This is a genomic window from Arthrobacter sp. KNU-44 (assembly GCF_051843155.1).
Taxonomy (GTDB): domain Bacteria; phylum Actinomycetota; class Actinomycetes; order Actinomycetales; family Micrococcaceae; genus Arthrobacter.
On sequence record NZ_JBPXNG010000002.1, the window covers coordinates 1809596 to 1822608 of the forward strand.

A 13013-nucleotide genomic window follows, 5' to 3' on the forward strand; every position below is an offset into this window, starting at 1 on the left:
GCGTTCGGAGCACCGGTCAGTAGAACACCACCCGCGAGCCGGAGCGGGGCAGCGGGAAGAGCTCGTTCTCCAGGCCCTCGATGATCGGATTGTAGATAAAGGGATTCCACTGCGGGCTAGCGTGGGCGGGTCGGGCACCGTCGGTCCTGCGGCCCGTGGATGCGATGTTGAGGGGGAAGGCCTTGGCCCACGCAACCCGGGCCGTTCCATAGTTCACCGTGTCATCGTTCGGGTTTCCGATGAAGGCCATGCGGGTATCTCCCAGCCCGTCGACAAACCTTGTGCCGTCAAAGTGGTAGATGTAGTCCGATTCGCTCTGGATCAGGACGCTCGACGGCGCGATCGGCGAGAGCTGCTCCAGGGTCTGGTTCCAGATCTGCCCCCAGGTGCGTTCGTTCTTGTTCACCACCCGCTCGCCCAGCTCGTAGCCGCCGCGGAGGACCGACGGAACCTGGAAGCCACTCTCGTACAAGAACACCACGCCGTCGAACCAGCTTTGGTCGAGAATGTCGTACTTGCTGAACGGCGAAGAATCCAACAGGATCAGCTTGACGGCGACGTTCCGTTCACGCAGGCGTACGGCCACTTCAGTGGCCAACATCCCGCCGAAACTGTGACCGTAGAAGTAGAGCGTGTTCAGCTTCCGCTCATTGACGTAGGCGAGCACGGAGTCCACCACCTCGGCCACCTCCAGGCCCAGATTGGAGTATCCGACGGCGGCCATCTGGCCGCGCTGCCGGAGCGAACCACGGAGCGAGTTGAGGATCCATTGGGCCTCTTCCCAACTGGTCTTGTACCCAGGGAAGAGGATCCAGCTCGAGTTGGGGTAGTACGACTCTGCGAAATCATCCCCCACCGGGAGGATCTTGGTGGCGCGGCGTTCTGCCTGGACCTGGCGGGTGAGCAGCATGTCGGCTGCGAGGGCCGTGGAAGCACCCGCTCCGATGAGGAAGGAGCGGCGTGAAAAACTCTTCAGCTCGGCGGCTTGCCGGAGTACCCGGGCGAGAGAGCCCGGGTCCTGCCAGCGCTGCTGCTTCCGGGGAAATTTCCCGGCCTGAAGGTTCACGCAGCCAGCTTAGGCTCTTCGGCCGACGGGCACACGATCCCCATCAAACCCGCCTAGGCTTGGGCGAGTTAGTCGAGTCCCAGCTCGTCCTTGCCGAAGGCGAAGAGGTACGGCACGCCCGTTTCGGCCTCGATCTTTTCCTTGGCGCCAGTGTTGCGGTCAACGATGACGGCCACGGCCACCACGTTGCCGCCGGCTTTGCGGACGCCTTCGACGGCGGTCAGCGCCGAACCGCCGGTGGTGGAGGTGTCCTCGAGAACCACGACGTTGCGGCCCTCCACCGGGGGACCTTCCACCTGGCGGCCCATGCCGTAGGACTTCTGTGCCTTTCGCACCACGAAGGCGTCGACGGCACGGCCGGCGTCGGCAGCGGCGTGCATGACGGCGGTTCCGACCGGGTCCGCACCCATCGTCAGGCCACCGGCGCACTCAACGGCGATTCCGGCGTCGTCGATCATGGAGAGCATGACCTGGCCAACCAGCTTCGAAGCCTCGTGGTGGAGGGTGATGCGCCGCAGGTCGATGTAGTAGTCCGCCTCGGCACCGCTGGAAAGGATCACCTTGCCGCGGACGACCGCCAGTTCTTTGATCAATTCAAGGAGGCGGGCACGGGCAGCAGCAGTGGCGGTGGCAGCATCAGAGGCGACAGTCATGGTGCCTATTCTACGTAAAGCCGCTGGAGGCAAGAGAATGGCCGGCGTCATGGAAAGTCCACGATGCCTGCACGTCACTCGCCGTAACCTGTGAAATATCTGCTTCGGAGTCGGTGTTGCCGCACATATGACAACAATCGGAATCATCGGTGCAGGACACATTGGCAGCCAAGTCGCACGCAAAGCGGTTGAGCTTGGCTATGACGTAGTGATCAGCAACTCGCGGGGCCCGGAAACGCTGGCGGAACTGGTGGCGGAGCTTGGCACGCATTCCCGGGCCGCAACACCGGCCGAGGCAGCGGCGGCAGGCGATTTCGCCGTCGTGACCGTTCCCCTGAGGAGCTACCAGGACATTCCCGTGGAGCCGCTCGCCGGCAAGATTGTGATCGACACGAACAACTACTACTGGGAGCGGGATGGCCGCATCCCGGAGCTGGACAAGGGCGAGGCCACAACGTCGGGCCTGCTGCAGAAGCACCTGCCCACGTCCAAGGTGGCCAAGGGCTTCAACCACATCATGGCAAAGGAGATCGGCACCGACGGCACCCCTTCGGGCACCGAGAACCGCCGCGCATTGGCCACCGCCAGCGACTACCCCGAGGCCGCGGAACTCGTGGCGAAGCTCTACGACGAGTTCGGCTTCGACACCGTCAACATCGGGCCGCTCGATGAGAGCTGGCGCGTGGAGCGTGACCGCCCGGCCTACGTGGTGCGGCAGAATGCCGCCGAACTCAAGGACAACCTAGCCAAAGCAACGCGCACGATCTAGAGCCCACAACACAGCAGCCGCTTGCCTTGGAAAGGCAAGCGGCTGCTGTGGTTAACCGGCGCGGAGCGAGGCCGTCAGGGTGCCGAGGCGGGATCCACGACGGCGAACCCGGCCAACGCGGCCGCCTTGCGGACATACGCCAGGTTCGACGCCGTCCGTTCCTCCAACGGAAGCTCGGTGGAAAAGTCTTCCAGCGTGACCCAGGAGTCGTAGCCGACTTCTGCGAGCGCGCGGAAGTAGGCGAGGACGCTTGCTTGGCCTTCGGCCAAGGGAGCCCATTCGTTGACCCACACAGCCGCACCCGATTCGTCCTTCGAGTCGGTGCGTACCCAGCGGGCGTTCTTCACATGGACATGAGCCAAATAGGGGCCCAGGAGCTGGAGGGCAGGCAACGGTGATTCCCAGCCCTCGATCAGCAGGTTGCCGAGGTCATGGATAACGCCGACATGCTGCGGGTCCAGGCCCTCCAGCAATCGCCGGGCCGACGAGGCCGACGCCGTCACTGTTCCATGGTGCAGTTCCACGAGGGCTTTGACGCCGTGGTGTGCTGCGCGGGAGGCAACCCACTCGTAGTGTTCCCGGGTGGCGGCAAAGAGTTCCGGATAGGGCAGCCCTGTGGGTTCCGGGCCGCCCATATTCGAGTTGCCCAGCGGCAGCACGTTCACGCGGACCTGCTTGGCACCCAAGGCTGCGGTCGCCGCGAGGACGCGATCGACGTCGTCGTGGTTGTCGCAGCGTGCGTAGCCGCCGAGGCCGGAGAATTCCAGCCCTGCGTCAGCGGTGAGCCGGGCAATCTCCGGGATCGAATCTTCCAGGCCCGTCATGGGCCAGGTGGCCCGGTTCCCTGCCCAGAAGCCGGGCTCTGCCGCCTCTGCCTGGTCCGTGACGCGCCATTCGATGCCGTCCCACCCCTGGGCGGCAAGCTTTGTGGCGGCTTCCTGCGGCGACCATTCGGGGGTGGATGCGGTGAAGACGGAGAACTTCATGCCGATACCTCTTCGAGATTGGTCCCGGGGTGGGCAGGGGCCCCGCCGGTGCGAACCTCCACGTCGTTGTACTTGCCCGCTATGACGTCGGCGATCAGGACGGGCTGTCCCAGCGTTGCCGAGACATACAGGGCACGCACCGTGGCCAAGGCGGTCACGGCGTCCCGGACGGTAACGCCCGCGGGGCGTCCTTCCCGGATCGCCGCGATGATGTCGCGGTACTGCCGGACATGTCCGGCCGGGTACACCGTGGGATCCAGTGCTTCGACGGTGTCGTCCGGGTATTTTGCGAGCTCGACGGCGGCTTGGTTCCCGCCGCCGAGGATGCCCATGGCACTGCTTTCCGAAGGGTCGGCGGCGTCGGACGCGTGCAAGTACGCGAGGTCGTCGTTGTCGATCACTGCGGAACCCTTGCTGCCCATCACCTGGAGACGGACGGTCAACCCGGGGTACGCCGCCGTCGTCGCGTGCAACACGGCAAGGGCACCGGACTCGAAGGTAACAGTAGCTACGGCCGTGTCCTCCACCTCAACGCCTTCGTGGGCGAGAAGCGCGGTTTTGGCGCTGATCTCAAGGGGCCGGCCGAGGAACCACAAAAGCAGATCAACGGTGTGTACGCCCTGGTTCATGATGGCGCCACCGCCGTCCATCGCCCAGGTTCCACGCCACGCGCCCGAATCGTAGTAGCCCTGGCTTCGCCACCAGCTGACGGAGGCAACGGCGGAGGTCAGCGTGCCGAAGCGTCCGGCGCGACGGGCCTCGTCCACCACCCGGCTGGCGGGATCGAAGCGGTGCTGGCTGATCACCGTGACCACCAGGCCCTTGGCCTCGGCAGCCTTGGCGGCAGCCAGGATCTCGTCTGCCTTGCTCAAGTCAACGTCAAGGGGCTTTTCGATCACGACGTGCTTGCCGGCCTCGAGCGCTTCCAGCGCCAGCTGGATGTGCAGCCCGCTCGGCGTCGAGATGATGACCAGATCAACCGGTGCGGCGGCGAGGGCCTCGGCCAGCGTCAGGAAGACTGCCGGCTTCGGGTCGCCCTGGGCTTCGATCTTGGCGGAAAGCGCCTCCGAAGCCTCGGGAACCACATCCACCAGCGCCGTGATGACGACCTCCGGGAACTCGCGGACCGCGGCCGAGTGGGTGCGGCCGATGACTCCGCACCCTACGATTGCGGCCCGGATCTCCGCGGGAGCGCCTAGAGCATTTGAGGTTTCGCTCACTTCGTCTCCACTCCTGCTTCGTTGAGGACTTTCGCGAACGCCCTCGCTGCGATGCCGAACGCCGTCGGGCCGGAGAAACCGCCCAGTCCATGGGCGCCGGCCAAGTGTGGCTCGAGGCTCGCGAAACCGGTGTATCCGTCGGCCTTCAAGGCCTCAACGGTGCGGAGGACATCGCCGTCGCCCTCGCCCGCCGGGACCACCGTGGCGTTCGAAAACAAGGCATCCTTCACCTGCAGGTATTCAAGGTGCGGGCGGAGCTTGGCGTAGCCGTCGTCGAAAGGCTTGACGCCTACCTGGACGAAGTTGGCCGCATCCCAAGCGACTTTGAGGGCGGGAGAGGCCACGGATTCGATGATGTCCAAAACCCGTTCGGGGATATCCCCATAGATGTCCTTCTCGTTTTCGTGCAGAAGCACGACGCCGGACTCTTCCGCGACGTCCGCGAGGGCACGCATGCGTTCGATGACCGCGTCCCGGATGCTCTCCACCGCGACGTCCTCGCCGTAGTAGAAGGAGAAGATCCGGATGTAACGGGATTCCAGGACCTTTGCGGCGTTGATGGCGCGGCGAAGCCGTTCTACCTCGTGCTCCACGGGAAGGGAAACGTCCACTTTCCCGATCGGCGAAGCGATTGCGGAAACCTTCATGTCCGCGGCATGCAGCAAGGACTTCAATTCACGAAGCTGCGCGTCATCCAGGTCCACGATGTTGGTCCCCCATGCGCTGCGGACCTCAATGTGGTTGGCTCCCAATGCCTGCATCACGGCAATCTGGATCTTGGGGTCGTCGTCGATCTCGTCACCGAAGCCCGAGAGCTCCCATTCAACAGCTGGCGTGCTCATAGTTACTTGACTCCTCCGGCGGTCAGGCCGCCCACTAGGTAACGCTGGAAAATGAGGTACAGGATGACCACCGGGGCAGCACACACAAGGGAGGCTGCCATCATCTGGCCGTAGAAGGGAATCGCGCCGCCTTCTTGCGAAGCACCGAAGACTTGAAGCGCGACGGCGGCCGTCTGGCTTTCGGGCCGCGTCATGACTGAGGCGAACAGGACGTCGTTCCAGCCGAGCAGGAAGGCGAAAATACCGGAGACGACGACGCCGGGCCAGCTCAGCGGAAGGATAATCCGCACCAGCACGCCCAGGTTGCTGGCGCCGTCGATCCTTGCCGCCTCTTCGAGTTCGCGCGGCAGGCCGCGCAGATAGGTGACCATCACCCAGGTGGAGAACGGCATCGCGAACGTCAGATAGGTGATAAACAAGCCCCACTGCGTGCCGATGACCTGGATGCCCAGGTAGGTGGCGGAAGAAGAGAACAGCACGAAGACCGGAAGCACCATGAGGGTGCCGGGAACCGACTGGAGTCCGAGGAGCCCGCGAAGGATCGTCAGACGGCCGCGGAACTGGTACCGGACCAGGACGTAGGCGGTGGCGATCGACATCAGCGCGGAGACCACCGCGGTGGAACCGGCCACGAGCACGCTGTTCGCCAAGCCAGTAGCCAGTCCAACGCTCGTCCAGATCGTCGAGTAGTTCTCAAAGGAGAAGCTGGACGGGAAGAACTCGCCCCGGGCCACGCCGATGTCCGAGTTCACGGACGCGAGGAAGATGTACGCCACCGGGATGAGCACCAGGGCACACAACAGTGTCAGGATGATGGCGAGCATGGGCCCTGGCAAGAGTTTGGTGACTTCGTGCTGGCGTTTGGAGCCCGGGCGGAAGTGTTCGCTCGATTGGCGTCCGACGGCGGTAGTTGCGGTGCTCACTTTTTGCCTCCGGGAGTTTCGGCGTCGTCGAGTTTGACGGCCCGCAGATAGACGAACAGGGGAATCGCGATCAGGATCAGCGAAATGAAGGCCATGGCTGCGCTGAGCCCGAACCTGAAGCTCTGGAAGCTCGTGACGTAGGTGAGGATCGGGAGCAGCTCCACATCGGACGGAGCAGGTACCCCGAACAGGACGAACGGCAAGGTGAAGTTGTTGATGTGGTGCAGCATGCCGATCAGGAACGCCAAGGAGAGCGGGCCCTTCAGGTACGGGAAGACCACATAGCGGAGCTTGTTCCACCACAGCGCACCGTCAAGGGCCGAGGCCTCGTGGACCTCATGGTCCACTGACTGGAGCCCGGACAATGCCAGTAGGTAGACGAACGGCCACGATGCCCAGATCTGGACCAGGATCAAGGTCCAATAAGACTGGGGACCGTTGAGCCACAGTCCGGGGTCGATGCCTACCGAATGCAGCGCCGAATCGATCACGCTGCCCGGCTGGAACATCGTCCGCCACACCGTGGCCACCACGAAGGAGGGAAGGACGTAGGGGACCAGGAAGATGGAACGGATCACGGCCCGGCCCTTGAAGGCGTTCTGGGTCGCGACGGCGCCGGCGATGCCGAGCGGGATAGTGATAACCATGGCGAGCAAGGAGTAGCTGACGCTGAGCCAGATGGCGTGGAGCAAAGGCGATGCGGTCAGCGCTTCGACGAAGTTCTGGACTCCGATGAACGGAGCGCTGACCCACTGGCGCAGCGAATACTGGTCCAGGTCCAGCCCCGACATGAAGATGCCGAGGAGGAGCGGCACTACGATGATGATCACCATCAGCAGGCCGCCTGGAATCAGCATCCACAAGGGGCGGTTACGTTCGCTCAGCCCCTTGCGGCGCCGGGGCGTGTTGTCCGGCGACTGCGGGTCCGGCTTTGCAGCGCGTGACGATTTGCGGCGCGCGGACTTCCCCGCAGTCAATGAATCGGTGGACATGTCAGTTCCTACTTACTTCGATGCCCGGTCAAGTGAGGCCTGGCCCTTGGATTGTGCGTCCTTGAGGCGCGCCTGGAGGCTGGAGTCGTCCACCGAACCCTTGGAGAGATCGGGGATCGACTGGACCACTACGTTGAGGAGAGCGAGCTGGATGTCGCCCCAAGCTCCGGTGAAAGGCGTTGCCTTGGACTTCGCTGCGGTGTCGGCAACCGGTTGGAGGACAGGGTTGTTCAAAGCCTTCAGGGCTTCGGCGTTGGCCGGCAGGTCTCCGAAGATCTTCTGGTAGTTCAACTGCTCGTCCTTCGAGGTGATCAGGTTGACGTAAGCGAAGGCAAGGTCCTTCTGCTTCGAGTAGTCGGCAACAACCACGTTGTCACCGGACAGGATGCTGGCCGCATTCGCGGCATCGCCCTGCGGAGACGACTGGCCCGGGGCCGTCGTCGGCATGGCCGTGTAGGCGTACTTTCCCGCGACCGCCGACTTGTCGAGAGTCGGGAGGGAACTCGATGTCGTCATCATGAGGTATCCAGCCTTGCCCGAGGCAAAGGCGGCAACGGCATTGCTGTTGCTCCACCCGATGGAAGCCGGATCGACTACCTTGTCCTTGGTAAGCCAGCCAAAGTAGGTTTCATAGGCTTTCTTGACGGCCGGGTCATCAAGCTTGAGCGTTTTGCCGTCCACGAGCGGGTTTCCTGCCTGGACGGACATGGCCCAGATGAACTTCCAGGGGTCAAAGCTGTCCTTGTACCCCGTGGCGAGGCCGAAGGTGCCCGTGGACGGGTCAGTCATCTTCTTGGCCTGGGTTGCAAGCTCGTCCCAGCTGGTGGCGGGCTTGTCGATCCCGGCCGCTTTCAAGATGTCCTTGTTGTAGGCCATCACGAACGGCCGGCTGACAAAGGGAATGCCCGCTTGGTGCTGGGCGTCCGGGCCGGAAATTCCCAGGGCAGCCTGGTTGAACCTGTCTTTCCCGCCTACTTTCTTCCAGTCGTCGTCGGACAACGTCACGAAGGCCTTGGTTGCATAAGCGGTGGGCGTGAAGGTGGTACCGAGGCTGTAGACGTCGGGTCCCTGTCCGGAGACGACGGACGTCTGGATGCGGGTCAGTTCATCGTTGGCCGAAGCGAAGGTTTCGAATTGGACGTCGGCACCGGTCTGCGCCTTGAACTTGGCCGCAATGTCGGTGAACCATTGCTTCTGCTGGGCGGGATAGGCGGCGCTGGAGTTGACCAGGACGCTCAACTTCTTGCCCTTTCCGTCAACGGGGCCGGTGCTCCCCCCGGAGCTGGTGCTGCCGCCTCCGCAGGCGGTCAAAGCTAGGGCTGCTGTTAGGGCAACAGCGGCAAATTTGGCGGACGATGCAAACTTCATTGTTTTCCTCCCTGGAGCCCGATGGCCTCATTGGCGTGGTGCGCGTCACATCGGGTGATTTCTCCGAGTCTAGGCAAGCGCAACAGCGATGACAAGCGATTGCCAAAAATTGTCATCGGTGCTGCAATTGTGGGACAAGTCACTCGTTGAAGAGCGGCTGCGGCAGATGAGGAACACCTAGGCGATGGCAGAACTCCAGCTCCAGTCACCGGGCAGGCAGCCCACGATCCGCGATGTCGCGGAGCTTGCGGGAGTGGCAACATCAACAGTCTCGAGGGCCCTGAGCAATCCCGGCAGGGTGAACCGGGTAACGCGCGAGCGGATCGAAGAAGCGGCCGCGCAACTGAATTACATTCCAAGCTCCCAGGCCCGCGGGCTCAGCTCCGGACGCACCCAGACTGTTGCCGTCCTGGTTCCGGACATCACCAATCCGTTCTACTTCGACATCATCCGTGGGGCGCAGCATCAGTTGAAGGCCGCCGGATACACGCAATTGCTCGTAGACACCGAGGAATCAGCGGAGATGGAAGCAGATGCCCTGCAGAAAATGCGCCGCTCAGCAGACGGATTCATTCTTGCCGCGTCCCGCCTGACGGATGCACAACTGGCCGAGGCTGCGGCACAGCAGCCCCTGGTCACCATCAACCGGGCTCCGGCAATTGCACCCACTGTGGTGATCGATACGCCGTCGGCCATCATCCAGGCGCTGGAACATCTGGTCTCGCTGGGGCACACACGGATTTGCTTCGTCGGAGGCCCGGCCACTTCCTGGTCCAATGCCAAGCGGTGGCAAGCGTTCCAGGACGAAACCACCGAACGGAAGCTGACCACATTCAGCGTCGGGCCGTTCGCGCCCAAGACCACATCCGGAGCGGCCGCAGCGGACGCCGCAGTGCATACGGGGGCCACCGCGTGCATCGTCTTCAATGACCTACTGGCCATCGGGATGCTGCAGCGCCTGCGCGAACGCGGTATCCGGGTGCCCGACGACATGAGCATTGTGGGCTGCGACGACATCTTCGGAGCCGATTTCTGCAACCCTCCGCTGACCACCATGGCGTCGCCCATCGAACAAGCCGGGCGCGTGGCCGTCTCCATGCTCCTGTCCCGGCTGAATCCCCAATACGGCGGCACCAGCCGGCGCTTGGCCGTCATGCCCACGCACCTCACGGTCCGGGCATCGACGGGCACGGCGCCGGTGCGCTGAATGGGCTCCGTGCCGCCCAACTGAACCAGCCCGGGCCGCCCAACTGACTCGCAGTTGTTGTCGTTTTGGAGCCTCATAACGACAACAAATGCGAGCTAGTTGGGTGGGGACCGGCGTTCCGGGCCACAACACGGGAAGTGACACAGTTGAGTGTTTCAAGTGCTGGTTACTAGTGTTGGGGACATGCGCACACTCCAGGCCACGATCATTGCGGAAATGGGCGTCCAGCCCCGGATCGACCCTGCCGAGGAGGTCCGCAAACGCGTCACGTTCCTGAAGGAATACCTCAAAGCCACGCACACCAAGGGCTTTGTCCTGGGCATTTCCGGCGGACTGGACTCTTCCCTCGCCGGGCGGCTTGCCCAACTGGCTGTCCAAGAGCTTGAGGCCGAGGGCGTGGAGGCGAATTTCGTGGCCGTCCGGCTCCCCTATGGCACCCAGCACGATGAGGACGACGCCCAGGCCGCGCTCGACTTTATCCAGGCCAAGACGGAATGGACTTTCAACATCTCCCGCGCAGTGGACGGTTTCGAGGACGAGTTCGAGAAGACCACGGGCGCGCGCATCTCGGATTTCCACAAGGGCAACACGAAGGCCCGGGCCCGTATGACCGCCCAGTACGCGCTAGCCGGCGAGCACAACTACCTAGTGATCGGCACCGACCACGGAGCTGAATCCGTCACCGGATTCTTCACCAAGTTCGGCGACGGCGGCGCGGACATCCTGCCGCTCTTCGGCCTCAACAAACGGCAGAACCGCGCACTCCTCGCCGAGCTCGGCGCCCCGTCCCGCATTTGGGACAAGGTCCCCACGGCCGACCTCCTGGACGGCAAGCCCGGCCGCACCGACGAGGACGAGCTCGGCATCACGTACGACCAGATCGACGACTACCTCGAAGGCCGGGAGGTCTCCGACGAGGTGGCAGAGACCATCGAGCAGAAGTACCTGCGCACGCGCCACAAGCGCACTGTTCCAGTCACGATTTTCGACACGTGGTGGAAGTAGCCTCGTAAGCCAGGGCGCCGCCGTCACGCTGAGCAACTTTTGCAGCGCACGACGGCGGTCTACCGCGCCGTGGCGGGGGCGCCGCCTTCGTGATTCCGCAAAAGTCTGCCCGTCGTGACGGGACGAAGCCCCCACCGCCCCTTCCAAACCCTTGGATGTCCTAGTATATTGCAGTGAGGCGGATCACACGGCCAGCTGGTTCCCGGTCCGCACTGACCCCATTCACGCAGGGCGAAAGGCAGACAATGACAGTCACCGACGACTTCCGTGCAGCCCGCGACCGGCTCCTCGAGCTGCGCACTGACTACTCCCGCGCACACGGCGAATTCCAGTGGCCCCGCTTCAACGAGTTCAACTTCGCCCTCGACTGGTTCGACCAGATCGCGGCCCACGCCGCAACGGCGAACAACCCTGCGCTGGTCATCGTCGAGCAGGACGGCAGCTCCACCCGTCGCAGCTTCGCCGATCTCTCCGCACGATCCTCGCAGCTTGCCAACTGGCTCCGTACCAGGGGCGTCCGCCGTGGCGACCGCATGATCATCATGCTCGGCAACCAAGTTGAACTGTGGGAACTCATGCTCGCCGGGATCAAACTCGGCGTGGTCCTGATCCCCACCACCACGCTCATGGGTCCTCGCGACATCACGGATCGCGTGGAGCGCGGCGGCGCCCGCTGGGCCGCCGTCGGGAGCGCCAACATAGCCAAGTTCGCAGAGGTGCCGGGCGATTACACCCTCATTGAAGTGGGCGACGGCGCCACGGCTGGCCACCAGAACAAGAGCGCCCTTCAGTACGCCGAAGCGGATTCCGCCGAGACGACGTTCGTCCCGGACGCCCCCACCGCCGCCGACGAGACCATGCTCCTCTACTTCACTTCGGGCACCACGTCGCGCGCCAAACTGGTGGAGCATACCCACACCTCGTACCCCGTGGGACACCTCTCCACGATGTACTGGATCGGCCTGGAACCCGGAGACGTCCACCTCAACGTGGCTTCTCCCGGCTGGGCCAAGCACGCGTGGTCCAACGTTTTCACGCCGTGGATCGCCGAGGCCTGCGTCTTCGTCTACAACTACGATCGTTTCGATGCCAAGGCCCTCATGGAACAGATGGGCCGGGAAGGCGTTACGAGCTTCTGCGCCCCGCCCACCGTATGGCGCATGCTCATCCAGGCGGACCTGACCCTGCTCAAAACGCCGCCCACGAAGGTTGTTTCGGCGGGCGAACCCCTCAATGCCGAGGTGATCGGGCAAGTGGAGAGGGCCTGGGGCCAGACCATACGCGACGGCTTCGGCCAGACGGAGTCAACCGTGCAGGTCGCCAACACTCCCGGGCAACCGGTCAAGACCGGCTCGATGGGACGGCCCCTGCCGGGCTACGACGTCGTACTCGTAGACCCAACCACAGGTGAAGAGGCCGACGACGGCGAGCTGTGCTTGCGCTTGGACCCTCGCCCGGTGGGGCTCATGAAGTCCTACTTCGGCGACCCGGAAAAGACGGCCGAGGCTTTCCGTGACGGTTATTACCACACGGGCGACATGGCCAGCCGGGACGGGAACGGCGTTATCACCTACGTGGGCCGGGGCGACGATGTCTTCAAGTCCTCCGACTACCGTTTGTCCCCTTTCGAACTCGAAAGCGTGCTGATCGAACACCCCGCAGTGGCGGAGGCCGCCGTCGTGCCCTCTCCGGATCCGGTCAAGCTTTCGGTGCCGAAAGCCTTCGTGGTGCTCGCCGCCGGCTACGAGCCCGGTCCGGCCGTGGCCGAGGACATCCTCAGGTACTGCAGGCAGCACCTGGCGCCGTTCAAGCGCATCCGTCGACTCGAATTCGGCGAATTGCCCAAGACGATTTCCGGCAAGATCCGCCGTGTCGAACTTCGAGGTACGGAGGTGGCCCGTCACGGCGACGGTCCGCTGCCTGCCGGCCTGGGTGTCGAGTACACCGAGGACGAGTTCCCGAGTCTGAAAGAATAGGCAGCC

Annotated in this window: 12 protein-coding genes; 4 read left to right on the top strand and 8 right to left on the bottom strand. The window is 63.7% G+C overall.

Annotated features, from left to right (window positions below):
• Positions 1 to 16 precede the first annotated feature (16 nt).
• Both ACSVHC_RS09310 and pyrE read right to left on the bottom strand, forming a co-directional pair.
• On the bottom strand, positions 17 to 1066 hold the full coding sequence (locus ACSVHC_RS09310; RefSeq protein WP_437772227.1) for a thioesterase domain-containing protein: 1050 nt from the start codon (positions 1064 to 1066) through the stop codon (positions 17 to 19).
• Between the two features lie 68 nt (positions 1067 to 1134).
• On the bottom strand, positions 1135 to 1719 hold the full coding sequence (pyrE, locus tag ACSVHC_RS09315; protein ID WP_437772226.1) for an orotate phosphoribosyltransferase: 585 nt from the start codon (positions 1717 to 1719) through the stop codon (positions 1135 to 1137).
• 127 nt (positions 1720 to 1846) lie between these two features.
• Between pyrE and ACSVHC_RS09320 the strand changes: the two genes are divergently transcribed.
• The gene (locus tag ACSVHC_RS09320) at positions 1847 to 2488 is read left to right on the top strand and encodes an NADPH-dependent F420 reductase (protein WP_439180887.1); all 642 of its coding nucleotides are present in this window, start codon (positions 1847 to 1849) and stop codon (positions 2486 to 2488) included.
• A gap of 74 nt (positions 2489 to 2562) precedes the next feature.
• Here ACSVHC_RS09320 and ACSVHC_RS09325 read toward each other — a convergent pair whose 3' ends face one another.
• The 6 genes from ACSVHC_RS09325 to ACSVHC_RS09350 all read right to left on the bottom strand — a co-directional run bounded on the left by ACSVHC_RS09325 (position 2563) and on the right by ACSVHC_RS09350 (position 8819).
• A complete protein-coding gene (locus tag ACSVHC_RS09325) occupies positions 2563 to 3474 on the bottom strand; it encodes a sugar phosphate isomerase/epimerase family protein (protein ID WP_437772224.1) in 912 nt (303 codons plus the stop codon).
• Positions 3471 to 4694 (bottom strand): Gfo/Idh/MocA family protein, encoded by a 1224-nt coding sequence (locus tag ACSVHC_RS09330; RefSeq protein ID WP_437772223.1) that lies wholly within the window; start codon positions 4692 to 4694, stop codon positions 3471 to 3473. The genes ACSVHC_RS09325 and ACSVHC_RS09330 overlap by 4 nt, the downstream gene beginning before the upstream one ends.
• Positions 4691 to 5536 (bottom strand): sugar phosphate isomerase/epimerase family protein, encoded by an 846-nt coding sequence (locus ACSVHC_RS09335; protein ID WP_437772222.1) that lies wholly within the window; start codon positions 5534 to 5536, stop codon positions 4691 to 4693. The genes ACSVHC_RS09330 and ACSVHC_RS09335 overlap by 4 nt, the downstream gene beginning before the upstream one ends.
• Before the next feature lie 2 nt (positions 5537 to 5538).
• Positions 5539 to 6360 (bottom strand): carbohydrate ABC transporter permease, encoded by an 822-nt coding sequence (locus ACSVHC_RS09340; protein ID WP_437773946.1) that lies wholly within the window; start codon positions 6358 to 6360, stop codon positions 5539 to 5541.
• Positions 6361 to 6455: 95 nt separating this feature from the next.
• On the bottom strand, positions 6456 to 7451 hold the full coding sequence (locus tag ACSVHC_RS09345) for a carbohydrate ABC transporter permease (protein ID WP_437772221.1): 996 nt from the start codon (positions 7449 to 7451) through the stop codon (positions 6456 to 6458).
• Between the two features lie 12 nt (positions 7452 to 7463).
• Complete coding sequence (locus ACSVHC_RS09350) at positions 7464 to 8819, bottom strand: ABC transporter substrate-binding protein (protein ID WP_437772220.1); 1356 nt, start codon at positions 8817 to 8819, stop codon at positions 7464 to 7466.
• A gap of 184 nt (positions 8820 to 9003) precedes the next feature.
• On the opposite strand from ACSVHC_RS09350, the gene ACSVHC_RS09355 reads away from it, so the two are divergent.
• The 3 genes from ACSVHC_RS09355 to ACSVHC_RS09365 all read left to right on the top strand — a co-directional run bounded on the left by ACSVHC_RS09355 (position 9004) and on the right by ACSVHC_RS09365 (position 13007).
• A complete protein-coding gene (locus ACSVHC_RS09355; protein WP_439180888.1) occupies positions 9004 to 10026 on the top strand; it encodes a LacI family DNA-binding transcriptional regulator in 1023 nt (340 codons plus the stop codon).
• Positions 10027 to 10209: 183 nt separating this feature from the next.
• Complete coding sequence (gene nadE / locus ACSVHC_RS09360; RefSeq protein WP_437772218.1) at positions 10210 to 11031, top strand: ammonia-dependent NAD(+) synthetase; 822 nt, start codon at positions 10210 to 10212, stop codon at positions 11029 to 11031.
• A 245-nt stretch (positions 11032 to 11276) separates the two neighbouring features.
• Positions 11277 to 13007 (top strand): AMP-binding protein, encoded by a 1731-nt coding sequence (locus ACSVHC_RS09365; protein ID WP_437772217.1) that lies wholly within the window; start codon positions 11277 to 11279, stop codon positions 13005 to 13007.
• The last annotated feature ends 6 nt before the right edge of the window (positions 13008 to 13013 follow it).